Source organism: Pseudofrankia sp. DC12 (assembly GCF_000966285.1).
Taxonomy (GTDB): Bacteria; Actinomycetota; Actinomycetes; order Frankiales; family Frankiaceae; genus Pseudofrankia.
Genome location: NZ_KQ031391.1, coordinates 737,828 through 762,509, shown reverse-complemented (window position 1 = coordinate 762,509; position 24,682 = coordinate 737,828). Strand labels below are relative to the sequence as shown.

At 75.2% G+C, this 24,682-nt stretch carries 23 protein-coding genes; 15 read left to right on the top strand and 8 right to left on the bottom strand.

The annotated features are described in order from the left end of the window. Nucleotides 1–27 precede the first annotated feature (27 nt). Both FRADC12_RS03020 and FRADC12_RS03015 read left to right on the top strand, forming a co-directional pair. Complete coding sequence (locus FRADC12_RS03020; RefSeq protein ID WP_052710659.1) at nucleotides 28–969, top strand: EamA family transporter; 942 nt, start codon at nucleotides 28–30, stop codon at nucleotides 967–969. Between the two features lie 337 nt (nucleotides 970–1,306). After that, on the top strand, nucleotides 1,307–2,017 hold the full coding sequence (locus FRADC12_RS03015; RefSeq protein WP_045875461.1) for a hypothetical protein: 711 nt from the start codon (nucleotides 1,307–1,309) through the stop codon (nucleotides 2,015–2,017). A gap of 640 nt (nucleotides 2,018–2,657) precedes the next feature. Here the strand turns inward: FRADC12_RS03015 and FRADC12_RS03010 are convergent. Further along, a complete protein-coding gene (locus tag FRADC12_RS03010) occupies nucleotides 2,658–3,608 on the bottom strand; it encodes an esterase/lipase family protein (protein WP_045875460.1) in 951 nt (316 codons plus the stop codon). Nucleotides 3,609–4,036: 428 nt separating this feature from the next. Between FRADC12_RS03010 and FRADC12_RS03005 the strand changes: the two genes are divergently transcribed. From FRADC12_RS03005 to FRADC12_RS02995, 3 genes are all read left to right on the top strand, one after another. Then, nucleotides 4,037–5,029: a DMT family transporter gene (locus FRADC12_RS03005; RefSeq protein ID WP_232303575.1), complete on the top strand. Its 993-nt coding sequence runs from the start codon at nucleotides 4,037–4,039 to the stop codon at nucleotides 5,027–5,029. A 115-nt stretch (nucleotides 5,030–5,144) separates the two neighbouring features. Next, complete coding sequence (locus FRADC12_RS03000; RefSeq protein ID WP_045879014.1) at nucleotides 5,145–5,591, top strand: NUDIX domain-containing protein; 447 nt, start codon at nucleotides 5,145–5,147, stop codon at nucleotides 5,589–5,591. Between the two features lie 81 nt (nucleotides 5,592–5,672). After that, on the top strand, nucleotides 5,673–6,662 hold the full coding sequence (locus FRADC12_RS02995) for a tellurite resistance TerB family protein (RefSeq protein WP_045875458.1): 990 nt from the start codon (nucleotides 5,673–5,675) through the stop codon (nucleotides 6,660–6,662). Between the two features lie 28 nt (nucleotides 6,663–6,690). Here FRADC12_RS02995 and FRADC12_RS02990 read toward each other — a convergent pair whose 3' ends face one another. Next, nucleotides 6,691–7,557 carry an SDR family NAD(P)-dependent oxidoreductase gene (locus tag FRADC12_RS02990; RefSeq protein ID WP_045875457.1) on the bottom strand — a complete coding sequence of 289 codons (867 nt, stop codon included), beginning with the start codon at nucleotides 7,555–7,557 and terminating at the stop codon, nucleotides 6,691–6,693. 304 nt (nucleotides 7,558–7,861) lie between these two features. Between FRADC12_RS02990 and FRADC12_RS02985 the strand changes: the two genes are divergently transcribed. The 3 genes from FRADC12_RS02985 to FRADC12_RS02975 all read left to right on the top strand — a co-directional run bounded on the left by FRADC12_RS02985 (nucleotide 7,862) and on the right by FRADC12_RS02975 (nucleotide 9,838). Beyond that, nucleotides 7,862–8,143 carry a type II toxin-antitoxin system TacA family antitoxin gene (locus tag FRADC12_RS02985; RefSeq protein ID WP_045875456.1) on the top strand — a complete coding sequence of 94 codons (282 nt, stop codon included), beginning with the start codon at nucleotides 7,862–7,864 and terminating at the stop codon, nucleotides 8,141–8,143. Next, on the top strand, nucleotides 8,140–8,679 hold the full coding sequence (locus FRADC12_RS02980; RefSeq protein ID WP_045875455.1) for a GNAT family N-acetyltransferase: 540 nt from the start codon (nucleotides 8,140–8,142) through the stop codon (nucleotides 8,677–8,679). Before FRADC12_RS02985 ends, FRADC12_RS02980 begins: the two co-directional genes overlap by 4 nt. Before the next feature lie 232 nt (nucleotides 8,680–8,911). Continuing rightward, a complete protein-coding gene (locus FRADC12_RS02975) occupies nucleotides 8,912–9,838 on the top strand; it encodes a DUF5336 domain-containing protein (RefSeq protein WP_157488673.1) in 927 nt (308 codons plus the stop codon). 167 nt (nucleotides 9,839–10,005) lie between these two features. On the opposite strand, the gene FRADC12_RS02970 is transcribed toward FRADC12_RS02975, so the two are convergent. The 3 genes from FRADC12_RS02970 to FRADC12_RS02960 are packed head-to-tail and all read right to left on the bottom strand — an operon-like array spanning nucleotide 10,006 to nucleotide 14,351. Continuing rightward, nucleotides 10,006–11,433, bottom strand: coding sequence for a sensor histidine kinase (locus FRADC12_RS02970; protein ID WP_045875453.1), 1,428 nt, complete (start codon nucleotides 11,431–11,433; stop codon nucleotides 10,006–10,008). 18 nt (nucleotides 11,434–11,451) lie between these two features. Beyond that, nucleotides 11,452–12,318: a response regulator transcription factor gene (locus FRADC12_RS02965; RefSeq protein ID WP_084010415.1), complete on the bottom strand. Its 867-nt coding sequence runs from the start codon at nucleotides 12,316–12,318 to the stop codon at nucleotides 11,452–11,454. Then, entirely contained in the window at nucleotides 12,315–14,351 is a 2,037-nt protein-coding gene (locus FRADC12_RS02960) for a bis-aminopropyl spermidine synthase family protein (RefSeq protein WP_052710658.1), read from the bottom strand. The genes FRADC12_RS02965 and FRADC12_RS02960 overlap by 4 nt, the downstream gene beginning before the upstream one ends. Nucleotides 14,352–14,551: 200 nt before the next feature. Here FRADC12_RS02960 and hisD point away from each other — a divergent pair, with 200 nt between their 5' ends. The 4 genes from hisD to hisH all read left to right on the top strand — a co-directional run bounded on the left by hisD (nucleotide 14,552) and on the right by hisH (nucleotide 18,476). Beyond that, a complete protein-coding gene (gene hisD, locus FRADC12_RS02955; RefSeq protein WP_045875452.1) occupies nucleotides 14,552–15,898 on the top strand; it encodes a histidinol dehydrogenase in 1,347 nt (448 codons plus the stop codon). A gap of 151 nt (nucleotides 15,899–16,049) precedes the next feature. Further along, nucleotides 16,050–17,237: a histidinol-phosphate transaminase gene (locus tag FRADC12_RS02950; RefSeq protein ID WP_045879011.1), complete on the top strand. Its 1,188-nt coding sequence runs from the start codon at nucleotides 16,050–16,052 to the stop codon at nucleotides 17,235–17,237. Nucleotides 17,238–17,242: 5 nt separating this feature from the next. Then, nucleotides 17,243–17,836 (top strand): imidazoleglycerol-phosphate dehydratase HisB, encoded by a 594-nt coding sequence (hisB, locus tag FRADC12_RS02945; RefSeq protein WP_045875451.1) that lies wholly within the window; start codon nucleotides 17,243–17,245, stop codon nucleotides 17,834–17,836. Between the two features lie 25 nt (nucleotides 17,837–17,861). Then, nucleotides 17,862–18,476 carry an imidazole glycerol phosphate synthase subunit HisH gene (hisH, locus tag FRADC12_RS02940; protein WP_045875450.1) on the top strand — a complete coding sequence of 205 codons (615 nt, stop codon included), beginning with the start codon at nucleotides 17,862–17,864 and terminating at the stop codon, nucleotides 18,474–18,476. A 28-nt stretch (nucleotides 18,477–18,504) separates the two neighbouring features. Here hisH and FRADC12_RS02935 read toward each other — a convergent pair whose 3' ends face one another. Genes FRADC12_RS02935 through FRADC12_RS02925 form a run of 3 tightly spaced genes read right to left on the bottom strand, consistent with a single transcriptional unit; the run spans nucleotide 18,505 to nucleotide 21,327 of the window. Then, on the bottom strand, nucleotides 18,505–20,511 hold the full coding sequence (locus FRADC12_RS02935) for an asparagine synthase-related protein (RefSeq protein WP_045875449.1): 2,007 nt from the start codon (nucleotides 20,509–20,511) through the stop codon (nucleotides 18,505–18,507). Then, entirely contained in the window at nucleotides 20,508–20,924 is a 417-nt protein-coding gene (locus tag FRADC12_RS02930) for a lasso peptide biosynthesis B2 protein (protein WP_198152759.1), read from the bottom strand. The genes FRADC12_RS02935 and FRADC12_RS02930 overlap by 4 nt, the downstream gene beginning before the upstream one ends. A 52-nt stretch (nucleotides 20,925–20,976) precedes the next feature. After that, nucleotides 20,977–21,327 carry a PqqD family protein gene (locus FRADC12_RS02925; protein WP_084011256.1) on the bottom strand — a complete coding sequence of 117 codons (351 nt, stop codon included), beginning with the start codon at nucleotides 21,325–21,327 and terminating at the stop codon, nucleotides 20,977–20,979. 607 nt (nucleotides 21,328–21,934) lie between these two features. On the opposite strand from FRADC12_RS02925, the gene FRADC12_RS30830 reads away from it, so the two are divergent. From FRADC12_RS30830 to hisF, 3 genes are all read left to right on the top strand, one after another. Then, nucleotides 21,935–23,005, top strand: a complete 1,071-nt coding sequence (locus FRADC12_RS30830; RefSeq protein WP_157488671.1) for a hypothetical protein — start codon at nucleotides 21,935–21,937, stop codon at nucleotides 23,003–23,005. A gap of 9 nt (nucleotides 23,006–23,014) precedes the next feature. Further along, complete coding sequence (gene priA / locus FRADC12_RS02915; RefSeq protein WP_045875446.1) at nucleotides 23,015–23,749, top strand: bifunctional 1-(5-phosphoribosyl)-5-((5-phosphoribosylamino)methylideneamino)imidazole-4-carboxamide isomerase/phosphoribosylanthranilate isomerase PriA; 735 nt, start codon at nucleotides 23,015–23,017, stop codon at nucleotides 23,747–23,749. A 167-nt stretch (nucleotides 23,750–23,916) separates the two neighbouring features. Continuing rightward, the gene (gene hisF / locus FRADC12_RS02910; protein WP_045875445.1) at nucleotides 23,917–24,681 is read left to right on the top strand and encodes an imidazole glycerol phosphate synthase subunit HisF; all 765 of its coding nucleotides are present in this window, start codon (nucleotides 23,917–23,919) and stop codon (nucleotides 24,679–24,681) included. Nucleotide 24,682 lies beyond the last annotated feature (1 nt).

Below are 24,682 nucleotides of genomic sequence, written 5' to 3'. Positions count from 1 at the left end.
TATGAGGGCTTCGGGGACAGTCGCGGTATGCCGCCGCGCCACCGCCTGCTCGCCGTCGTCGTCGCTATTGCCTGGGGCCTGAACTTCCTCGCCATCGACGCCTCACTCCGGCACTTCCCGCCGTTCTTGTTGGCGGCGGTGCGATTCACCGTCATCGCCATCCCGACGCTGCTCCTGGTGCCCCGGCCCGCCGTCCCGGCGCGCCTGCTGCTCGGCTATGGAATCGGCTTCGGGACGCTGCAGTTCCTCTTCCTCTACTGGGCCATGCACACCGGCATCCAGCCGGGGCTCGCGTCCCTGGTACTGCAATCCTCGGCGCCGTTCACCGTGCTGCTCGGGGCGGTCGGGTTCCGCGAGCGGATCACCCCTCGCCGGCTGGCCGGGCTGCTCGTGGCCGCCCTCGGCCTCGGCGTCGTCGGCTGGACCCGGGCGCACGACTCGGCTGCGCTCGGCCCGTTCCTGCTGGTGCTCGCCGGCGGCTTCGGCTGGGCCATCGGGAACGTCTGCAATGCCCGGGCGCACGCGCCGAACCCGTTCCACCTCACCTTGTGGATGTCGGTTGTCCCGCCGGTGCCGATGCTGGCGCTGTCCCTGGTCGTCGAGGGGCCGCAGCGGGTCGCCGGCGCGTTCACCACGGCCGGCCACCTCTGGAGCTCCCTCGCCGGCCTCGCCTACACGGTCCTGATCGGCACGTTGCTGGGCTCGGGCATCTGGAGCTGGCTGATGGCCCGCCACCCCGCCGGCCTGGTCGCGCCGTTCTCGATGCTCGTGCCCGTCGTCGGGCTGTCCGCCTCGGCGGTCCTGGTCGGCGAGCGGCTGTCGGCCGTCGAGATCGCCGGTGCTGTCCTCGTCGTGGGTGGTGTGCTCTACGGCGCGACCTCGAGGTCTGGCGCGCTGTCGGCCGATGGGGCCCGGCGTTCCGCCGGCCGCGAGAGCGGTCCCGCGGCGGCGCCCGGCGAGCTGGCCTAAGCGGGAGGCCCCTCCCGGACCTACCTTGCTCCCTCGCGGGCCGTGTCCGTGCCGCCGGCCGCACAGCGGCGCCGCCCGAACGCTTCGGATGGCGGATGTTCCGGACCACGGGAAAGCCGCTGTCGGCTTCCGGACATTGGCGTGACCTGGGTTCGCGCTCTGAAAGTCTCACCCCAACCGCACGAGAAATGCCCGTTTGGTACGTTGTGGCGCTCTCGTTCATGGGGGCGGGCTTGGGGGGGGCAGGACGCGGCACGGACCGGTCCTGGCGGGCTGGCCATGGGCCGAGCGAGCACGCCCACATCGTTCGTCGCTAGTGAAGAGGGGTTTTCACGTTATGGCACGCATCGGAGGTCGCGATGTCGCGACCTACGACATCGGGGTTCTAGGGGCTGGCCTCGTCGTCTTCATCTCGAGCTTCCTGCCGTGGTACGGCGTGAAGATCGACCACCACAACTTCACCGCGAGCGGCTGGCACTCCGGCTTCCTCGCGTGGTTCCCCATCCTGCTGTGCCTCGCGATCGCGGGGCTGGTCGCCGCCCAGGCCCTCGGGCGCTTCCGGATGCCGGCCGTGGGACCGATCCCGCCGGCGCTCGTGTTCACGATTGCCAGCGCGTTCGCGCTGCTGCTGATCGTGATCCGTTGGGCCACGCTGCCGGATGTGCCGAACTTTCTCGACTCCGACGTCAAGTCGGGCGCGCGCGCCGGGCTGTTCCTCGGACTGTTCGCGGCGCTCGCGCTGACCGCGTTCACCGCGCTGCGCCACGTGTCCGGCGCCGGCCAGACCCCACCCGCCGGCCCGCCCGGGTACCCGTACGGCCCGCCGCAGCCCGGTTGGCCGCAGGGCCAGCAGCCGGGAGCCCCGCAGCCGGGAGCCTGGCAGCAGCCGCCGCAGGGTGGGTGGCAGCAGGGGCAGCCGCAGGGCCAGGCGCCCGCTGGCTGGCAGCAGGGCCAGCCGCAGGGCGGCGACCCGCAGACCGGCTGGCAGCAGTACCCGCCGCAGCAGGGCCAGCAGCAGGGCGGCTGGCCGCAGTACCCGCAGGGCTGAGGTCCGCTGGCCGCGGTCCCGCTCAGGCGGGACCGCGGCGGCGGCATGCACCGCGCGACAGCAACGCCGGGTGCTGCACCCGTGCCGGCTCCGACGCGCGATGTCCGGCCTCCGGGGCGCGGTGTCTGTCGTCACAGTGACCGACGTTGGGTGAGCGTCTCGTCGCCGGGGCGTGCCCGGTGCAGGCGGCCTGGTCACGCCCCGGTGCGTCCGTCGGCCTGGGTGCCGGGCCGGTGGCGGTGAGTGGCGAGGGCGGCGGACCGTGTCGGGATTTGTCCGGCCGCTGATTCCCCGGTTCTGGTCTGTGAGCCGGGTTACCGGGATTTTCGGGGTTTGCCAGGGCTGGGTTCTGGCTGCCATGGTGGTTCTCGTGCCGCGCTGGACGGTGGGGCACACGCCGGGCGGGACGCCTTTCTTTGCCCCCGCGTTACGGCGTTTTTCTTCGGACCTGTTTGGCAGGGACCGGGAAGCTGTACTCCATGTCCGGCACCAGCCCGTGGTACGCCTCGAAGGGCTGCTGGGGCCACAAGATCTGAGCCTCGCGCCTAGTCGGCGCCGACCGGACATTCACGAAGCCCCGCGTCTCCCGACGCGGGGCTTCGTGCCGTGCTGGGCGGCCTGCCGTGCCGGGCGGGCTGACTCAGCCGCCGACGACCGGCAGGACCGGGACGCAGATCAGCGGCTTGGGGTGTTGGGGATCGAGCGCGTTCTCGACGAAGCGCAGGGCCACGCGGTCATAGGCGATCGAGATGTGGTCGGAGCCGTCGAGGATGCAGGTGTCCTGCAGGGTGATGTTCTTGACGTTGGAACCGGACAGGAACGCCGAGGTATAGGGCGTGACGATCTCGTCGTACCTGGTCTCGATGACGGTGTAGTGGACGCTGGCCCGGGTGCCGCCGTCGGCGTTGAGCGCCGTGAGGAACTGTGATCCGATGATCTGTTCCGCGCACGAGGCGCAGGCCGAGGCGACGGTGCTGGACAGGCCGAGGGCCTGGGCGATCTGGGCCAGGCCGTTGAGGGTCGTGCCGTGGTTGGAGGGTGCGAGGCCGATCAACGAGTTGGCCTTCGCGTCGCCGCCGAGGTTGTTGATGTAGTAGCGCGGCAGCATGCCGCCCTGGGAGTGGCCGACGAGGTCGACTTTGGAGGCGCCGGTGGCGGCGAGCACCTGGTCGACGAAGGTGGCGAGCTGGGCCGAGCTCTGTTCGATCGGGGCGGCCGCCTGGATGTAGGCGTCTGGCGAGGCGCCACCGATGTTGGGCGCGAAGACGCAGTAGCCGTCGTTCTTCAGCAGCGGCGCGAGGGCCTGCCATTCGTTGGTCTTGTCCGCGAGCGTGCCGTGGACGAGGACGACCGGCCTCGGATGGGCCGCGCTCGGCCGGCAGGAGAAGTCGTTGGCGCCGGGCGGGTCGGCGTTCGGCTTCGCCAGCGAGATCGCGACCGCCGCCGGGAAGTTGTAGAGGACGGGCAGCGGCGCCGCCGCCGATGCGGCCGTCGACGCTCCGCCGGCGAACAGGGCCGTGACCAGCGCCGCCGGCAGCGCGATCAGCGCGGCGCGTCGGGGTAATCGGCGGCGAAGGCGGTTGACCAGCATGAGTGACCTCCCGGGTGCTGCCGCCCGGGCGGGGCCCCGGGCCGGTGCGGGTCTGGTGGGTGGACATAGTTACCTACTGGTAGGTAGGAAATGTCCAGGAAATCTTGCTGCCGCGTCGTGGCCCGCGGTCGGCCTCGTTCTCGGTCGCCGGAGGCTGACCAGGAAGATCTGGCGGGCAGCGGTCCGGTGAACCAGTCGCTGGACCGCCTATTTGCGCGCTGGATGTCCCCAAATCCCTGGCACTTTGGTGCCGGGTGCCGGGTTCCGGTGCCGGGTGCCGGGTTCCGGTGCGGGCGCCGCGGCCGTGCCTGCCCGCTCGGCGGGGATCGCCATCGGCTCGCGGGGATGACCGCCCGCAGGCCTCCGTCGCCGCCGGGTCCGGCGATGGCGGCGGCGCGCGGGACGTGAAAGCTCCGCTATCGTTCACCATGAGGAGCCTGAATAGCGCTACTTCGCGCTGGTGGGTATCGGGCCGCGTTCTCGGCGGCGCGGGGGTGCTGGCGTTCAGCATGTCGCTGCCGGCGACCCGGGTCGCCGTCGAGGACCTGAACCCGTGGTTCGTGGCCTTCGCGCGGGCGGTGGGCGCGGGCCTGCTCGGGTCCGGCTACCTCGGGCTGACCGGGTCACCCCGGCCGACCCGCGACCAGTGGCGGCGGCTGGCGGCGGTGGCGCTGGGCGTCGTGTTCGGGTTCCCGCTGCTGACGTCGCTCGCGCTGACGTCCCAGACCGCGGCGCACGCGGCCGTCGTCATCGCGGTGCTGCCGGCGTCCACGGCCGTGTTCGCGGTCCTGCGTGGCCGCGAGCGTCCGCCGCCGCTGTTCTGGGCCGCGGCGTTGGCCGGGCTCGTCGCGGTGCTCGCGTTTCTCGTGGCCTCGGGAGCCGTGTCGGGTGGCGTCGGGCCGGCGGACGTGGCTCTGCTCGGAGCCGTCGGCCTGTGCGGGCTCGGCTACGCCGAAGGCGGCCGGCTGGCCCGTGAGCTGGGCGGCGCTCGCACCATCTGCTGGGCGCTGGTCGGTTCACTTCCGCTGACCGTGCCCGCGACCGTGGTCGTGATGATCATCGACCCGCCGCGCGCCGCGCCGGTCAGCTGGCTCGGGTTCGCCTACGTGACCGTCGTGTCGATGTTCCTGGGCTTCTTCGCCTGGTACGCGGGCCTTGCCCGCGGTGGTGTCGCCCGGACCGGCCAGCTCCAGCTCGCCCAGCCGGTCCTCACGCTGGCCTGGTCGGCGCTGCTCCTGCGTGAGCACGTCAGCCCGGCCGCGCTCGCCGTCTCAGCGCTCGTCCTCGCCTGCGTCGCCCTGACCCAATACACGCGGTCCGGGGACGCCAGGAGAAACGTAAACGGAGCAATCGGCGCTCAGCGCCAACGGGAACGCCAGTGCCAACGCGTGGGCGATTTTTCGAACGCTCGCAAACAATGAGATGTACGGACAGGCCCACCATGTGGGACGCTGGTCGCGATGCCGCCCGCGGCCGCACGGCCTAGCCCGGACGGTCACGGCCAGGCGGTGCGCGGCGCCTCACAGCGGAGTGTTCATGGCCCCCTCTGCCGACCGGACCGAGATCAGCGCGCGGCTCCTGATCCTCACCGAGGACCGGGTGCTGCTGGCCGGTCATCGCGGCCGGAGCTGGTATTTCCTGCCAGGCGGCCAGCTCGGGCCGGGGGAGACCGTCGAGCACGCGCTGCGCCGCGGGACCGGTGCGGAGACCGGCTTCGACATCCGCGCGCTGGATTTCGTCGGGTGCGTCGAGCACGACTACTCCGTCGGCCCGGACAAGGTCCACGAGCTGATGACGGTTTTCGCCGCGCCGTTGCCGTGGGCCGCGCAGATCATCAGCCACGATCCAGAGCTGCACCTGTTCGCCGTCGGCCTCGGCGAACTCGATCGCCTCGATCTGCGCCCCGCCGCGCTCAAGAATATGATCTTCGACTGGATCCTGGACGCCCGGCCCGCCTGGCGGAGCAGCCTGCCCGCCGGGTGACGGCCCGGGGCCGGCCGGCGCTCACGCGGACGCGGACAGCCGCCGGCAACCAGTCAGACGCCTGCACCTGAGAGAGGGGACATGGCCATGCCACCCGCCATCCGGCTCGACGTGAGACTCGTCCTGCTCATCGAGGACAAGGTGCTGCTGACCCGGCCGGCGGCCGAGCTCTGGCATGCCCTGCCCGGCGGGCCGGTCGGGGCGGCCGAGGGCGCGGAACGGGCGCTTGCCCGCCACGTCGACGGGCTGCTGGCACCCGCGGCCGGGTCCTTCGCCTTCGCGGGCGCCGTCGAGCACACCGGTGACGCGGGCGAGGCCGCGGCTGGCTCGTCCGGGCCCGGCGAGGCCGCCACCGAGCGGGCCGATCCGGACCCGGCTGGCGGCTCCTGGGCCTACGGCACCCCGGGTGTGGAGCATGTACTGACCCTGCTCTTCGCGGCCGAGTGGCCCGCCTGCGACGAGCTACCGCCGACCTGGCGAAGCCGGCAGGTGAGCCTCGTCGGCGTCGACGAGCTGGCGGTGACGCGGCTCGCGCCGCTGCCCGTGGCCTGGGCCGCGCGGCACTGGCTCGCCAACGCCCGGCCAGGCTGGCGCCGGCTCGCGCCGGCGGCGGCCGAGGCGGCCTGGTACGGCGGCGGCCGGCCGCCGGTCGCGGCCGTCCGGGCCCAGCTGGCCGCCCGGCGCGACCAGCTGCGCGGCCGACGGTTCCGGGACGCGGCGGTGGCGATGTGCGCCCTGGTGGCCGCCGCCGACGGCCGGATCGACCCGGCCGAGTGGGAGGGCCTGCGGGCGTTCCTGGCGACCGACCCCGTGATGGCCTACTTCCCGACGGACGAGCTGGAGCGGGTGTTCGACCAGCGGCTGGCCGCGTTGGCCGCCGACTTCGAGGCGGGCAAGCGCGCCGCGCTCGGCGAGATCGCGAAGGTGCGCGGCCGGCCGGCCGAGGCGACCGCCGTCCTGCGGCTCGGCGAGGTGATGGGACGCGTCGACGGGGCCTTCCCGCCCGTCGAGCAGGAGGTCCTCGCCGAGGCGGCCGCCGTCCTCGGCCTGGACGCCGCCCACAGCGCCTGAGCCGCGTCCGGCCCGCGCCGGGCTGGCGTCAGCCCACCGGCGGCTGGCGCAGTCGGGAGAGCGGGATCTCGTGTGGCTGCCAGCCGGCCAGCTTGGAGACGCCGTCGAGGCCGCGCACGGTACGGCCCAGCTCGACGAGCAGCGACAGGCTGTAGGCCACCCGGCCGGTCAGCTCGTCGGGGGAGCAGGTCGCCAGTGCCAGCGCGGCCTCGGCCATGGTCTCCACCGGCTCCGGGCTCGCCTCGGGCGACGGCCAGTCGTCTCGCGTCCGCACGGCCGCGTCCGGCGCGAGCACGTTGACGGCGATGCCGTCGGCGTACGCCTCGGCGGCCAGCGACATGGTCAGCCGGTGCAGCGCCGCCTTCGAGCTGCCATAGAGCGAGCTCTGGAGGTCGACCACGCTGTCGCCGTACGGCGGGCCGACCGGTGCCTCCGCCGCCGCGCTGCCGATGTTGATGATCCAGCCGTGCCCGCGGGCGCGCATCCCGGGCAGCGCCTGGTGGCACAGCTCCCAGGGGGTGCGCAGGTTCACCTCGAAGACCGTGTCGATCCGCTGGTCGGCGATGTCCAGGAACGGCATGTAGCCGCCCATCCCGGCGTTGTTGACCAGGATGTCGAGCGGCCCGAGCCGCCGTTCCACGGCGGCGACGAGCCCGGCCCGGCCGCCGTCCGGCCGGGACAGGTCGGCGGCCAGCGCGATCGCCGTTCCGCCGGCCGCCGAGATCCGGGCGAGCACCCCGGCCAGCGACCCCGGGTCCCCCGGGTCGCCCTCGTGTGCGGCCTGCGCCGTCAGCGCGACCGCCGCGCCCTCGGCGGCCAGCCGGATCGCGATGGCGGCGCCGGTGCCACGGCTAGCGCCCGTGACCAAGGCCACCCGCCCGTCGGCGTCCCCCATGCACGTTCTCCTCTGTGCCGCCCGTGGCGCGCGACCAGCCGGCGTCGCGCGCCGAGGGCCCGCTCCGGCCGGCGCGCGGCCCTGAACTGTTGCGCTCCGCCGGATCCGGCCCCGGGCAGGTCGGGATCGTGTGGATGTTCCGGACATGGCGGCATCGCGACGCGCAGGCTAGCACCGCGTAGTTGACTTGCGCTGCGTTCTTCGCTGATTCCCGGCCACCCCCCGGCCACCCCCCGGCCCCGCCGATGGGTGGTTCACTCGGGTCGGTGCCGGTCTGGGAGTGGGACAAGGCAGACTGGCGGGCGTGGGTGCAACCGACGAGGGCGAGCAGGTCACGGTGCGGCTGACGGGGGAGGCCGCTGAGCTGGTGCGCTCGGCCGCCGACAGCCTGGGCGTGACGCTGGAGGACTTCGGCGCGGAAGCGATGCGGCGCCACGCGGCCGACACGCTGGCGGACCGGCGGCTGTTCGGGGCCACCGACGTCGCCTGGAAGGAGCTCGCCGAGCTGCTCGGCGGCCCGGCGCCCGACGAGGCGGGGCGGCTGCGCGAGCTGCTGGAGGACGGCCCGGACGAGGAAGCCCGGTGAGCGGGCGCCCGGCAGGCTCACCGACCAGGCTCACCGACCAGCACGACACGAGGGGCTTCCGCGGCGGCGAGGAGGTCCTCGACAGCTGGCTGCGCCATCACGCGCTGGAGCAGCAGGAGGAGGGCGTGACGACGTTCGTCCTCGCGGCCGACGGTGGTCGGGTCATCGGCTACTACTGCCTCACCCGTGGCGCGGTCGAGCCCAGCCGGGCACCGTTGGCGTCACGGTGGCGCTCGCGCCGGCCGCCGGCCGCCACGTTCGGACCGCTGCCGGCACTGGTGGTCGGCCGGCTCGCGGTCGACGAGACCGCGCAGGGCCGCGGCGTCGGGGCCCGGCTGCTGAGGGACGCGGTCATGCGCGCGGCGACCGTCTACCGGACCGCCGGCCTGCCGCTGCTGCTGGCGCACGCCGTCTCCGGCCAGGCCAGGAGCTTCTACCGGCACTTCGGTTTCGCCGCCACCCGCCTCGACCCGTACGTCCTCGCGTTGGCGGTGCGGCACGCCACCGCGGGCACGGGGCCCGGCCTCGGCGGCTGACGCCCCAGCCCGGCAGAAAACGGGACGGTCCGGCCGGAAATGCCGCGGCCGCGTGTCCGGCCTGGTTTCTGCGCGCCGGAACTCGGGGAGTTCCCCTACGCCACCTCGCGGTTTCAAGCTGACCCGAAACGATGGTGGACGGCTCGATCGAGGAAACCCTCCGACCACGAGCTTCCGGGCACGGCGAGAGCCGACGCCAGAAGATGGCTCGGGAGAGACGAGGTTGTCGTCAATGGCGAATATGGCCGGTCGCGGTCCTGCGACCCATGATGGCCCCGGAACCACCGCGACCAAGGCCGGCCGCGGTAAGGGAGACGGTGCCGCGTCCCATGACATCCCGATTATCGGCCTCGGGATTCTTGGTCTGATCTTCAGTTTCCTGCCGTGGTTCGGCACGAGATACCGGGGATATACCTACGACAATTACGGCTACGGCACACTGCACAGCTGGAGCGGCAGCCTGAACGCGTGGCATTCCGGCGCGCTGGCGTGGATCCCGGTCGTGCTGATGCTCGTCGCGGCCGGGCTGGCCGCGGCGCACCTGATGGGCCGCGGCAAGCTGCCCGGTGGCCGCATCGGTAGCTCCACCGCCATCGCGGCGCTCAGTGCGCTCGCCGCGCTGCTGATCGCGGTGCGCTGGATCTCCCTTCCGCACGTGGACGCCAACTACGGCTACGTCGCCGTGGCCTCGGGCGCGCGCGTTGGCCTGATCCTGAGCCTCATCTGCGCGCTCGCGATGACGCTGCTCGCCGTCCTTCGGGCCAGGGCCAGCGGTGAGCACGTCCCTGGCAAGGGCCAGGTCGAGCGGGACGCGTCGATGTCGGGCTACTCGGGCCGCGGCGCCGAGCGCGCCCGGGTCATCGGCCGGGACCGGGAGTACGCCGGTCAGGACAGCCAGCCTCAGGAGGTCGGCCGCACCGGCATGACCGGTGAGCGGCCCCGCTCCGACAGCCAGGGCGGCTACGACAGCCCTGGCGGGTACGGCTCCGAGGGCCGTGGTGGCCCGGGCTCCGAGACCCGCGGCGCCTATCGAGGCCCGGAGAGCGGCGGCGGCTACGGGGAGGAGGAGAGCCGCGGTGGCTACGGCACCGGCCCGAGCACGGATCCGGATGCCGTGAGGCGCGACAACCCAGGCAACGAGCAGCACTGGGACCGGTGACCTGAGGCGGTGAGCCTGACCGGTACCCGGGGACGCCGGCCCGCTCGGGTGCGCCCGAGCGGGCCGGCGCCGTCCGTCAGCCGGTGGCCGCACAACACACGGCGGGTGTCATCCGGTTGCCGGGGCGTGCTCCGGCGGTCAGCGCCAGCCGACGCGCACTCCGTCCGTCAGCCGGTGGCCGCCGCCCGCGCGTGCCGCTCGCGCTCCACGCCGGCGGCGGGGTCTGGAGCCGCGGCGGGCGAGGCCGGCAGGTCGAGCGCCACCAGCAGCCCGCCCGACTCCGTCTCCACCAGCCTGACCTGGCCTCCGTCGGCCGCCACCAGCGCGTGCACGACAGCGAGGCCGAGGCCGTTCCCGCGCCGGTCGGCCCGGACCGCGCGGGACCTCGCCAGGTCCGTCCGGAACCGCTCGAAGGCCCTGGCCCGGGCGGCCGCGGGCATTCCCGGCCCGTCGTCGGCCACCGTGAGCCGCAGCATCGGTGCCTGTCCTGCCGGGGCCGCGACGGTCGCGACGACCACCCGGCCGCCGGGCGGGCTTGCCTCCAGCGCGTTGGCGAGCAGGTTGTCCAGCACCTGCTCCAGGTGGCCGGGGGTGAGCAGCGCCGTGCTCGGGTCACGCACGTCGGTCCACAGCTCGACGCCGGCGGCCTGGGCGACCGGCCACCAGATCACCGCGCGCTGGGCCACCACCTCGTCGACGGCCACCGGCAGCCGGGCGGTGTCCCGGGCGTGTGCCCGGGCCATCGCGAGCAGGCCGTCGACCATCCTGGACAGGCGGTGCACCTCGGTCAGCGTGCCGTTGACCTCCATGGCGGCCACCGGGTTGTCCAGCAGGTCCTCGGTGAGCAGCTCCAGGCGCAGCCGCATGGCGGTCAGCGGGGTGCGGATCTGGTGGGAGACGTCGGCGAGGAAGGCCCGCTCGCTGCCGACCAGCTCCTCGATCCGGTCCGCCATCGCGTCGAAGCTCGACGCGAGCTGGCGCACCTCGCTCGGGCCGCCGACCGCCCGCGCGCGAGCCGACAGCTCGCCGTCGCCGAGCGTCGCGGCGGCTCGCTCCAGCCGCCGTAGCGGCCGGCTGACCCACTGGGCGAGCAGCACCGACAGCGCCAGGGCGACCAGGCTCGCCAGACCCGCGCCGCCGAACAGCCGGATCCAGCGGTTGCGGATCGCCACCTGGGTCGCGTGGTCGGACCGGGCCAGCACCAGGATCGACAGGACCCCGGTGTCGCCGGTGACCGGGGTCAGGACGATGACGCGCCGGCCGTCCGCGGCCGACGGTGACAGCACCACCCGGCCGGTGCAGGCCGAGCGCAGCTGGGCGGCCGTCAGCGGGATGGGCCGGCCGGACGAGGAGGTCAGCTTGCTGTCCGGGCTGTAGAGCGCCAGGTCGTCGTCCTCCTCGCTGGGCAGTGTCGACGTCCCGGTGGACAGCCGGCGCCACTTCACCTCAGAGGCGTAGGCATCCGCGGCCGCCACCGCGCGCGCCGTCAGCAGGTCACGGTCGTGCTCCGCCGCGTCCATGCCCAACGGGATGCACACGCCGACCAGCAGCAACGCGATCAGCAGGAGCTGGATCGCGATGACCCGCTTGCTCACGGCCTCCTCCTCCCCGGCTCAGCCGGCCGGCTCGGCCGGGTCCGCCAGCCGGAAGCCGACGCCGTAGACGGTCTCGATCAGCTCGGGGCGGCCCAGCTTGCGGCGCAGCGACCCGATGTGGACGTCGAGCACCTTCGTCGAGCCGAACCACGGGCCCCAGATGGCCTGGAAGATCTCCCGGCGGGCGCGGACCCGGCCCGGGTCAGCGGCCAGGTAGGCGAGCAGGTCGAACTCCCGCGCCGTGGCGGCCACGGGCCGGCCGGCCAGCGTGATGCGCCGGGTCCGCCGGTCCACGACCAGTGCGCCATGGCGGATCACATCCGGGTCCAGGCCCCCCTCGTTCCCGCGCCCGCCCGTGCCGCCTGGCTCACCGGTGCCGGGTGCCGGTGTCGCGTCGGCCGCGGCCAGCACGGCGACGAAGCCGGTGGCCCGCGCCGCGCGGGCCGCGTCGGCGAGCGCCTCCGCGCGGGCGAACCGCCGGCGGACCGCCCGAATCCGGGCCAGCAGCTCGGCGAACCCGAACGGCTTGACGAGGTAGTCGTCGCCGCCGAGGTCGAGCACCTCGACCCGGTCGGACTCGTCGCCCCGGGCCGTCACGACGATCACCGGGATGTCGCCGTGTGCGCGGACCCGCCGGCAGACCTCGGTGCCGTCCAGATCCGGCAGGCCCAGGTCGAGCAGGACGACCTCCGGTGGCGTGGGCCCCTCGAGCGCCGCCAGCGCGGCGGCCCCGGTGGCGACCCGCGTCGCCGTGTAGCCGGCGCGGACCAGCCCGCGCACCAGCTGGACGCCTACCGCGTCGTCGTCCTCGACGACCAGCACCGCCGCGTGGCCCGCGGCGGGCTGCGGCGGCGCCAGATCCAGCACCTGACCCGTCACCGTCACGGTCGGTCCTCCTCGCTCGGCCGCGCGCCGCCGCGCGGGGTGGCCATGGTTGCGTGCCTGTCGGATTCGGTCCCGCCCGCCGCCGCGCCGACGCTCACGGCGCCGGCGACCTGAGCGCTGGCGCCGCCGGCGTCGGTGATCAGCGCGTCGGCGCTGCGGGCCACGGCGGTGAGGACGGCGCCAAGCGTCCGGCGAGGCAGGTCGACCAGCCGGCCGGCCAGCCCGTCGGCCGCGGCTGGCGTGCTGGCCACGGCGGCGGCGACCCGGTCGCCGGCCTCGCGGCGGGACAGCTCGGTGCCGGCCGCCTCCCGCGCGAGCCGCACGAGGCCCTCCCGCCAGACGTTGCCGACCCGGCCGTGCGCGCGGTCCAGCAGGTAGCGCGCCAGGCGGCCCGCGTCCAGCCCGGGAAGGTCCCGGGGGTCGCCCGCGTCGACGGCGGCGTACGAGACCACCCACAGCGGCTCGGCCCGGTCCTGGCCCGAGCCGGCCGGCCGGGGCGGCAGCGGCCGCCACTTCGCCGCCAGCAACGGCTGGCCGCCCAGCAGGGCGATCTCGGCGCCGCTCAGGGCGCTGAGATGCTCGGTGACGGCCGGGCTCGCCGAAGCCAGCTCGCGCCCGGCCGGCCGGGCGAACGGGCGGGTCCCGCCGGCCGCCAGGACCGGATGGCCGGCCCGGACGAGCGCGGCCACGCCGTCGGCGTTGGCCGCGAGCAACAGCCTGGCCAGCCAGCCACCCGGGTCGTCGGTCAGGTCTGCGGCGACGGCGACCCGGCGTGGCCCCTTCGCCGCCGGCAGGCCCTTCGCGAGCACCGTCGCCAGCCGAGTGTGGCCAGCGGTCGCGAGCTCGGCCGGTGGGGCGTCCGCGACGACCACCAGCCGAGGCTCCCCGCCGGGTGCCGCACCGGTCGCCTCGGCCGCCGCGTCGCGCAGGATGCCGACCGGTTGGCCGGCCAGGGCGCCCGGTGCCGCGGCGGACTCCAGCGCGGCCCGGCCTCGGGTGTAGATCGCGGTCTGGCCGGCCCAGGGCCCGGTGGCCCGGTCGAGCTGGCGCCAGGTCTGCGTCGTCGGCCGGCAGACGTAGTGGTCCGCCCGGGCGCCGATCGCCTCGGCTCCGTCGTAGGCGTGGAACGCCGGGAGCATCGCCTCGATCACGAACCCGGCGTCGGACAGCGCCCGCTGCACCTTCCAGCCGAGCGTCGGCGTCCGGTCGGAGAACCCGTAGGCCAGCAGCACCCGGCCGCGCTCGCGGTCGCGCAGGCCCTCGGCGCCCCGCGCGCAGAACAGCGCGACGCCGTCCGCGGTGTACGGCGGGTCGGTGAAGACGAGGTCCGCGTCGCCGGCGACCGACGGCGGCAGGCCGAACCGCAGGTCGGCGAACAGCGTCCGGACGGGCAGCCGGCGGTGCGCCGCCTGCTCGCCGACGAAGTCGAGCAGGTCCTCGTCGACGTCGACGACGGTCACCCGCAGGCTCGGGATGACGCTGGTGGCGGCGAGCGAGGTCAGGTCATGATCGCCGACGCAGAGCAGGTGAGCCCCGGCGAGGTCGTAGCTCTCGCGCAGCCAGACCGCCCTGGCCAGCAGGGTCGGCGCGGTCGCCGCCACGTGGTCGAGGTCGGCGCGCGGCCGCGGTGCCGCGGCGATCAGCGCGCTCAGGTCGTCGACCAGGGCGTGCTCGTCGGGCTGTGGCCCCGGCGCCCCGGCGGCTTGCCCGTCCGCAGGACGCTGGTCCGGGCCGAGCAGCTCGCGGTAGGCGTCCGCCCGGTCGGGCCGCAGCCGTGGCCCGCCGGCCGGGCCCTCGATGACGTCGTCGTCGAGCGCCGCGAGCACCTCCTCGACGGTCCGCCGGGGAAGCCCCGCGTCCCGCACCAGCCGGCCGACCCCGGTCGAGCCGCCGAGCGCAGTCGGGGTGACCAGCCGTGCGAGCAGGGACCGCAGGGGGCGCCCGTAGGGGCCACAGGCGCCGAGCAGCTCGGCCAGCCGGCCCGGACCGTCCGTCGGTGGCTGGTCGGTGGCTGGTCGATCGCCGGAGGTCACCCATCCAGCGTGCCACCCCCGCCGCCGGGACAGGTGCCGAGTGCCCGCACCGCGCGTCGGATACCCGACTTCTCCCAGTGCCACGGGATTGGGGGCCTCTCGCGGTGGCGGCGGAAGGTCGACCGGTGCCCGCTTGGAGACCACTGTGTGATACCGCTGCGCACGAGAACCGCGTTTCGCGCGCGCCGGCCGATACCCTCGTGTGCGTGTGGAGAAGGCTGGACCTGCGCGGCGACGCCGCCACCGTGACCAAGCTGTCACCCGTCGAGATCCGGAGGCGGCTGCCGCGCGCCGCGCTGGACGTCGACGTCGCGGTCGAGACGGTGCAGCCGATCTGTGACGACATCCGGGACCGGGGCGACGCCGCCGTCCTGGAGTACACCGAGCGGTTCGACCAGGTTCGCCCCGCGAGCCTGCGGGTGCCGGCCGAAGCGCTGCGCCGCGCGCTCGACGAGCTCGACCCGGCGGTTCGGGACGCCCTTGTCGAGGCGGTCCGGCGCACCCGTGTGGTCCACCGGGCCCAGCTGCGCGAGGCCGTGACGGTCGAGGTCGCCCCGGGTACCACCGTCACCGAGAAGTGGGTGCCGGTCGACCGGGTCGGGCTGTACGTGCCGGGCGGGCGGGTCGCCTACCCGAGCAGCGTGGTGATGAACGTGGTGCCAGCACAGGAGGCCGGGGTCGGCTCGCTCGCCGTCGCGTCGCCTCCGCAGCGTGACCTGTCCGGCCCTGGCGGGTCGCCCGGCCCCCGGGACGGCCTGCCGCACCCGGTCGTCCTCGCCGCCTGCCAGCTGCTGGAGGTCGACGAGGTCTACGCCGTGGGCGGCGCCCAGGCGGTCGCGATGTTCGCCTACGGCACCGAGGGCTGCCCGCCGGTCGACCTGGTCACCGGCCCGGGCAACGTGTACGTGGCCGCGGCCAAGCGGCTGTTGCGCGGGATCGTCGGCATCGACGCCGAGGCCGGGCCGACCGAGGTCGCGATCCTCGCCGACCACACCGCCGTCCCGGCCTATGTGGCGGCCGACCTGATCGCCCAGGCCGAGCACGACCCGCTGGCCGCCTGCCTGCTGGTCAGCTCCTCGGCCGGCCTCGCCGACGCCGTCGAGGTGGAGCTGGGCAAGCAGGTGCCGGCGACCCGCCACCGCGAGCGGGTCGAGGAGGCGCTCGCCGGCCAGGGCGCGGTCGTGCTCGTCGACGACCTCGACGCCGGCCTGCGCATCGTCGACGCCTGGGCCGCCGAGCACCTGGAGATCCATACGCAGGACGCGGCGGCGGTCGCCGCCCGGGTCCGGCACGCGGGCGCGGTGTTCGTCGGCCCGTACTCGCCCGTCCCGCTCGGCGACTACCTCGCCGGCTCCAACCATGTGCTGCCCACCGGCGCGACCGCCCGCCACTCCAGCGGGCTGGCCGTCGGCGCCTTCCAGCGCCAGGTGCACGTCGTCGAGTGCACGAAGGAAGCACTCGCGGCCGTCGCGCCGCGCATCGCCGCGCTCGGCGCGGCCGAGGACCTGCTTGCCCACGTAGACGCGGTGGAGGTGCGCTCTCAATGACGAGGCCCACGACCAGTTCCCGAGTCCAGGCCACCGGCGACGCGGCGGCGACGCCGCCGCCCGCCCAGCTCGGACCTCAGCAGACGCAGGCGGTGGCCCGGTGAGCTCCTTGAGCCACGGAAACGTGGATGTGTTCGGTTCGGGCCGCCCGGTGGTGCGGGTCAGCGCCCGGCGCCCGGACGAGACGACGTCGACGGGCCGGCCCTGGCGTCCGGTGACCCTCGACAGCCTGCCGCTGCGGGACGACCTGCGCGGGCGTTCGCCCTACGGCGCGCCTCAGCTGGACGTCGCGGTGCGGCTGAACACCAACGAGAACCCGTACAGCCCGTCGGCCGAGCTGGTGGACGCGCTCGGCAAGGCGGCGACGCTCGCCGCCACCGAGGCCAACCGCTACCCGGATCGGGAGGCGGAGGCGCTGCGCGCCGACCTGGCCTACTACCTGACGCCGGATGCCGGCTTTGGCCTGCACACCAGCCAGCTCTGGGCGGCGAACGGCTCCAACGAGGTCCTCCAACAGCTCCTGCAGGCATTCGGCGGCCCGGGCCGGCGGGCCCTCGGCTTCGAGCCGTCGTACTCGATGCACCGGCTGATCTCGCTGGCCACGGCGACAGCGTGGGTCGCCGAGGACCGGTCCGGCGACTACACGATCGACCCGGTCGCGGCGGCCGACGCGGTCCGCCGCCACCGGCCGTCGCTGGTGTTCCTGTGCTCGCCGAACAACCCGACGGCCACGGCGCTGCCGCTCGACGTGGTCAAGGCGGTCTGCGTCGCGGCCGAGGAGATCGGCGGCTGCATGGTCGTCGTCGACGAGGCCTACGGCGAGTTCCGCCGCGAAGGTGTGCCCAGCGCGCTGACGCTGCTGCCCGAGCAGCCGAAGCTGGTCGTCACCCGGACGATGAGCAAGGCGTTCGCGCTGGCCGGGGCCCGGGTCGGCTACCTGGCCGCCCACCCGGCCGTCGTCGACGCCCTGCAGCTCGTCCGGCTGCCCTACCACCTGTCGTCGTTCACCCAGGCGGTGGCGCGGACCGCGCTCGCGCACGCCGACGAGCTGCTCGGCACGGTCGAGGCGGTCAAGGCGCAGCGCGACCGGATCGTCGACGAGCTGCCGGCTCTCGGCGTGCGGGTCGTCCCGTCGGACGCGAACTTCGTGCTGTTCGGGCTGTTCAGCGACCAGCGGGCGGTCTGGCAGGGGCTGCTGGACGCCGGAGTGCTGGTCCGTGACCTCGGCCTGCCCGGCTGGCTGCGGGTCACCGCCGGCCTGCCCGGCGAGATGGACGCCTTCGTCAACGCGCTGCGGGCCGTGCTGGCGGCGAGCCCCTCGCTGCTGGCCGGGGAGTAGCGGACATGGCTGGAAAGCGGACCGCCCGGATCGAGCGCAGGACGCTGGAGTCGGACGTCCTGGTCGAGCTCGACCTCGACGGAGCCGGCGTCTGCGCCGTCGAGACCGGGGTGGGCTTCTACGACCACATGCTCGCCCAGCTGGGCAAGCACGGCGGCTTCGACCTGACCGTGCGGACCAGAGGCGACCTGCACATCGACGCCCACCACACCGTCGAGGACACCTCGATCGCGTTCGGTGAGGCGCTGCGGGCCGCGCTCGGTGACAAGGCCGGCATCCGCCGGTTCGGCGACGCGATGGTGCCGCTCGACGAGGCGCTGGTGCAGGCGGCGGTCGACCTGTCCGGGCGGCCGTACTGCGTCCACGTCGAGCCCGACCTGGCGCCGATGATCGGCAGCTACGACACGACCCTGACCCGGCACATCTTCGAGTCGGTCACCGCGGCGGCCCGGATCGCGCTGCATGTGCGGGTGCTCTCCGGGCGCAACGCCCACCACGTCGTCGAGGCGCAGTTCAAGGCGGTCGCCCGGGCGATGCGGGACGCCGTGGCGTTCGACGCCCGGGTGACCGGGGTGCCCTCGACCAAGGGCGTCCTGTGACCCGTCGGCCGGCCGGGACGGCGCGGTGAGCCAGCCGAACGTCGTCGTGCTCGACTACGGGTCTGGCAACCTGCGCTCGGCCCAGCGGGCCGTCGAGCGGGTCGGCGCCGCCGTCACCGTCACCTCCGACCTGGCCGCGGCGGCCGACGCGGACGGCCTCGTGGTGCCGGGGGTCGGCGCGTACGCGGCCTGCATGGCCGGCGTGGAACGGATCGGCGCCGGGCCGGCGGTCCGGGCGCGGGTGGCGGCCGGGCGGCCGGTGCTCGGGATCTGCGTCGGCATGCAGATCCTCTACGAGCTGGGCGACGAGCACGGCGTGCGGACCGAGGGCCTCGGGCTGCTGGCTGGCGAGGTGCGCCGGCTGGCCGCCCCGATCCTGCCGCACATGGGCTGGAACACCGTCGCGGCGCCGGCCGGCTCCACGCTGTTCGCCGGGCTGCCCGCCGAGACCCGGTTCTACTTCGTGCATTCCTACGCGGCCAAGCCCGACCTGTCGGCCAGGGACACGACCGCCGAGCACGGCGAGCCGTTCGCCGCCGCCGTCGAGCGCGGCGCCCTGTGCGCCACCCAGTTCCACCCGGAGAAGTCCGGTGACGCGGGCGCGCACGTCCTGGCGAACTGGCTGCGCACGCTGGCCTAGCCGTCGCCGCAGGCCGGTGGTCGGCCCGCTACAGGCGTACGCCGCTGTGCGCGAGCCAGGTGTCGGCCGCGACGACGGGCCAGAGCGCGGCCAGCCCGTGCTCGGGCACCGGCGGCGGCTGGCCGCGGCGCAGCGCGGCCACGGCGGTGTCCCAGCAGCCGGTCGCGGCCTCGACGTCGACCCAGCCGGCGTTGTCCAGCGGCCCGCCGGCCAGCAGCGCCCGCAGCCCGCCCGCGCCGTCCACCGCGTCGGCCAGCGCGTGCAGGAAGTGCGTCCGGCCCGCGCGGTGGCGGACCCGCGCGGGCAGCACCTCACCCGCCGCGGCGCGCAGCACCGGCTTGGTCAGGCCGCGCCGGTACATCGTCGCGCCGGAGGTCGACAGCGCGGCCTCGATCACCCGGCGGTCGTGCAGCGGATGGCGCCAGTCGAGGCCGGCGCTCGCGTAGAACGTCCGCGCGGTGTCGATCAGGGGCGCCGCGGCCCGGTAGGCCGCTGGGACCCAGCGTGCCCGGTGGTCGCGCGAGGCGAACGCCGCCGCGTCGGCAGCGGTCGCCATCGCGAGCCGGTCGGTCAGGTACAGCGGGCGCAGCGATGCCGGCCGGATCCACGGCGGCGCCACGGACTGCGGCCCGGCGGCGTGGGCCGTCGACGCGGCGGCGGCCAGGGCGCGGGCCGTGCGTGCCTTGGCCAGCAGCCCGCGTGGCCCGCCGACCGGGCCGATCTGCCGGCGCAGCAAGCCCAGCCGGCCGGCCCGCAGCAGGTCCGGCCAGTGGCCGCGCCAGCCTCTGAACCAGTCGTCGCCGCCCTCGCCGGACAGCAGGACCGCGACACCCTCCCGCCGCGCGGCCGCGCGGACGGCGTCGGCGAGGGCGAGGTTGGCCCAGGGCGGCAGCTCGCCGGTCGCGGCCGTCCAGGCGCGCCAGCGGTCCCAGTCGTAGGGGTCCGGCTTCACCCGCAGCACGGGCACCCCGGTGTGCTCCTCGACCGCGTCGATCCAGCGCGACTCGTCGTGCGGCTCGCCCGGGAAGACCATGCTGATCGGGACCAGCCGCGCCGAGCCGCCGGGGCCAAGGCGGCCTGAGCGGGCGAGCTGGGCGGCGATCCCGGTCACGACGCTCGAGTCCACCCCGCCGGAGAGCCCCACGCCGACCGAGCCGGTGCCCGCCCCGGCGAACCGGGGGCTGGTGCTCGACCCCGCCGGCGGCGGGCTGGTGCTCGGCGCCGCCAGGTCGGGGCCGGGACGCTGGTCCGGCCCGGCGGGCGCCTCGACGCACCGCGCGGCGTCCGCGACCGCGGCCCAGAGGGCTGGTCGGGCCCGCCTGGCCGCCGCTTCGACGGGCTCGGCCGCGAGCGGCGGGACGAGCGCGTACAGCGAGCTGAAGGCCCGGCGCCTGGGCCGCTCGCCGGCCCGCGCCTCGATCTCCACGAGGTGGCCGGCCGGCACCCGCTCGACGCCGCGCACCAGCGTCTCGTGCTCGGTGGTCGGGCCGTGCAGGAGCATCTCCGCGAGCACGGTCTGGTTCGCCTCGAACGGCGGCCCGGCCGCGCACAGCTGCGCGAGGCCGGTGGCGACCAGCAGCCGGCCGGCGCCGTGGCGCAGCACCAGGGTGCGCATGCTGCGCGGTGACCGGGCGAGCACCAGCCGGCGGGTCCGTTGCTCGAAGACGAGCGCCGCCCAGTCGCCGAGCAGCCGGTCGAGGCCGAACGCCCTGTACCGGGTCCACGCGGCGGAAAGCTGGCCAGACGCGGACCGGGGCTGCGTCGCCGCCCCGCTCTGGTCGCCCGGCGCGGGGGCCGCGAGCCCGCCTGCGGGCGGTGACCACCCGTCGACGACGGCGATCAGGCCGCCGGCGGTGTGGGTGAGGTCCGCGGCGGGCCCGAGCGCCGGGCCCGCCGCCGCCGCGACCGCGAGTGGCCCGACGACGAAGGCGTGCACGCTGGGGCCGACGGGGGTCGCCGAGGCGGCGAGCATCCGCTCGACGAGCGCGGTCGTCGGCGGCTGGCCGTCGAGGCGCAGCTCGGCGCAGAACGTCATCTAGGTGGCCTCCGCTGGTCGGTGAGCGGATAGCTGGCGACCGGGTGGTAGACGAGGGTGGGTTCGCGCTCCTCGGCGTGCACCGCTCCGTCGACCTCCAGCCAGGTGTGCGCCGCGAACGCCCGCCTGCGGCGCACGCGGACGACGAGGTCCACGCTGCGACCGGCGGTCGCGGCGAGCCAGCCGCGCAGCAGCGACCGGGACAGGCAGGCGGAGTCGCCGCGCCAGAACGCCCCGGCGTCCGCGGCGAGCTCGTCCAGGCGGGGGCCGGTGAGCGCCAGGCGCCCCGCCGGGTACCAGCGCGCGGCGGGCGATCCGGCGGCGTGGCCGGCGGCCATCACGAGGTCCGGCACCCGGCGGTGGCGCAGCGCGGTCTCCAGCAGGCCGGCCGCGAACCACAGCTGCGCCCGCACCACCCGTTCCACCCCGCCAGCGCGCGGCCCGGCGCCAAGGTGCCGGCCGTGCTCATGGCGCCGGTCGGGGGGTGACCTTGACGAGGCGGCGGCGCGCCAGCTCGTCCAGCGGCTCGCTCAGGTCGCGCTCGGCGTGCGGCGCCTCGACGAGCCAGCCGTCGCTGACCGTCGCCGCCGCCTGGCGGACGGCGGCGCCACGGGGCACCCACGTCGGGCTCAGCTGCCGCCAGAGCTGGGCGCCCGTCTCGTTCAGCGCGAAGTACGCGCCGTCGTCCGGGTGCAGCAGGACGATCTCGCCGCCGATGTCGGCGGCCTGCACGCCGGGCCCGATCCGGATCTCGTCGTGGTCGTCGGCCCGTGCCGGGCCCGGGCCCGCTGGTGCCTGCTGGCTGGCATCCGGCATCCGGACCTCCGTCACGGTGGCAGGGACGGCGCACGCATGGCCGCCGCGGTAACTGCTGGCAGCGAGAATGAAAGCATCCTGGATGCGGAGAGTGAGGCACCGACACTCGCCATCGGCGTATCGGCGCGAGGCCGCGTCACACCGCTGCCGAGGCCAGCTCTGCATCGTTGATCTGATACTTTTAGTCATCGATTATGTCGTAAAGTGACATCTGAGGGTCGGCGGGCGGGGCCGGCGAGCTGAGGTCGCCGTGACGACGCGGGCGGACCCGGCCGGGGGCTGGCGACCAGGGAGCGACGATGTCCGTGCCAACAGTGCCGACCGCCGCCGGCGAGGCTGCCGCCGAAGGTGAACCCGGCGGCCCCTTGCCCCGCTCCGGCCCGGGCCGAGGGCGCGCCGTCTGGCTGACAACGGTCGACAGCGCGCAGTTCGGGAGAGTTGACTACCCAAACGAGGCGCTCGGGCGCGTCAGGTAATCGCCTTTGCGTGAATCCGGCCACGCTGATCCCCATGGGGACCGGATGAGGCCCGCATGACCCAACCAGGCCCGCGTTTGGCCACGGACGATGCGGGCCCGCGTTTGGCCACGGACGATGCGGGCCCGCGTTTGGCCACGGACGATGCGGACGGCGCCGCCATCCGGTCGGACGGGGACGTGGACATCGCGGATGCCGAGACGTTGACGTCGTTGGTGCTCGACCGGGGCCGACTGCCCTGGCTCGGGGCCGACGCGGGCCCGGCGCGCCCCGGCCTGGCCCCGGCCCCGGCGGCGCGCCCCGGCCCGGCGCAGGCCTGGTCGGGTCCGGCCCGCCCCGGTCCAGTGCCGGGTCGGCCCGATCTGGACGTGGTCGTGCCGCGTCCCGCCCAGATCGCCTCCGCGGGTGAGCCTCGGGCGCCGCACCTGTTGGCCCGGACACCGCCAGACCGACCCAGCGAGCGGCCGCGGCCCGCTCGGCCGCGGCCCGCTCGTCGGCATCGGCTCAGCTACGGCGAGGTCGCACTGCTGGCGGCCGCCGCCGGGATCGTGCTGTGCCTGGCCGGAATGTGCGCGGTCGCGGCCTGGCAGCGCGCGGGGACCAACGCCGCACCCAAGGGCCTGCTGCCCTCGGTGGCCGGCCCGGGGCCGTCGCCGACGATCAGCAGTCCGGGAGCCTCGGCCGCGCCGTCCGCGCGGCTCGCCCCGACGCCCGAACTGCTGCGGGCCGCTGGCTGGAACGACTCACTCGACCCGCGCCCCAGCCTCGCCGACGGCTCGGTCGCCCTCGAGGCGGACCGGGCGGCGACCCGCTCCGGCGATCCCCGGGAGCCCGGCTCGCCGGCCGTGACGCCCGCTGGGCCCGGATCGGTGGCCAGCTCGGCGGCCGCCTCGACGCCTTCGACGACGGTCGCGCCGCCTGGTCCAGCGACGACACCGGCGCGGAGCTCAGCCGATGCCACCCCGCCACCGGCCTCGCCTCGCCGACCGGCCACCAGCCAGCCGGGCAGCACCGCGGGCGCGGCCGAGCCCACCGCGACCAGACCGACCGCCACGGCCACCCGTCCGGTGGCCACCACCGGGCCGGCCGCCTCCGCCCGGCCGTCCCCCACCGGATCACCGGCCGCCACGCCGCGGCCGGTGACGGACTCGGCATCCGCGGCCGCCTCGGCGCCGGCCACCACCCCGGCGCAGGCACCGTAGGCTGGGCGGGTGACGTTGACGTTGTTGCCCGCGGTGGATGTGGCGGACGGAGTGGCCGTCCGGCTGGTGCAGGGTGAGGCCGGGTCGGAGACCGTCTACGGCGACCCGCGCGAGGCGGCGCTCGCCTGGCAGCGTGACGGCGCCGAGTGGATTCACCTCGTGGACCTGGATGCCGCCTTCGGGCGTGGCTCCAACCGGGACCTGCTCGCCGCGGTGGTCCGATCCCTCGACGTCGCCGTGGAGCTGTCCGGCGGCATCCGGGACGACGCCTCGCTGGACGCCGCGCTCGCCACCGGGGCCGCCCGGGTGAACGTCGGCACGGCCGCGCTGGAGAACCCAGACTGGGTCCGCCGCGCGATCGACCGGGTCGGCGACAAGATCGCCGTCGGGCTGGACGTGCGCGGCACCACGCTGGCCGCCCGCGGCTGGACGAAGGAGGGCGGCGAGCTGTTCGACGTCCTCGCCCGCCTCGACGCCGACGGCTGCGCCCGGTACGTCCTCACCGACGTGCGCCGCGACGGCACCCTCACCGGTCCGAACCTGGAGCTGCTGGCCGCCGTCACCGCCGCCACCGGCCGGCCTGTCGTCGCCAGCGGCGGCGTGTCCTCGCTCGCCGACCTGACCGCCATCGCCGGTGTCCCCGGCGTCGAGGGCGCGATCGTCGGCAAGGCGCTCTACGCCGGCGCGTTCACGCTTCCCGAGGCGCTCGCCGTCGTGACCGGCGCGGCCGGCGTCGCGCGGTGAGCGCAGGGGTGAGCGAGCGGAGTGGGCGTCCGACGGAGGAGGACGGCCGCGAGCAGGGCCCCCGTTCGGCGCGGATGCGACGAACGGGGGGGGCGATGAGTGAAGCCGGACCCATCGGATCGGTTTCGCCGATCCGGCAGGAACCCCGGGAGCGAGCTCGAAATTCTGTGAGCGTCGCCGTCCGCGTCATCCCCTGCCTCGACGTCGACGCCGGACGGGTCGTCAAGGGCGTCAACTTCCTGGACCTGCGCGACGCCGGCGACCCGGTGGAGATGGCCCGGCTCTACGACGCCGAGGGCGCCGACGAGCTGACCTTCCTGGACATCACGGCCTCCAGCGGCAACCGGGAGACCACCTTCGACATCGTCCGGCGCACCGCCGAGCAGGTCTTCATCCCGTTGACCGTCGGCGGCGGGGTGCGGGCCGCCGACGACGTGGACCGGCTGCTGCGGGCTGGCGCCGACAAGGTGGGCATCAACACGGCGGCCGTCGCCCGCCCGGAGCTGCTGCGTGAGTGCGCGCTGCGGTTCGGCAGCCAGTGCGTCGTGCTGTCGGTCGACGCCCGCCGCTGCCCGGACCCCGACGGCCCGCGGTTCGAGGTCACGACCCACGGCGGCCGCCGCGGCACCGGCATCGACGCGGTCGGCTGGGCCGCGAGGGCCGTCGAGCTCGGCGCCGGGGAGATCCTGCTGAACTCCATGGACGCCGACGGCACCCGCGACGGCTACGACCTGGAGATGATCGCCGCCGTCCGCGGGGAGGTCGACGTCCCGGTGATCGCCAGCGGTGGCGCCGGGCAGCTCGCCGACTTCGCGCCGGCGGTCGCCGCCGGCGCCGACGCCGTGCTCGCGGCGAGCGTCTTCCACTTCGGCCAGCTGCGGATCGCCGAGGTCAAGGCCGCGCTGCGGTCCGCCGAGGTCCCCGTCCGCTGAC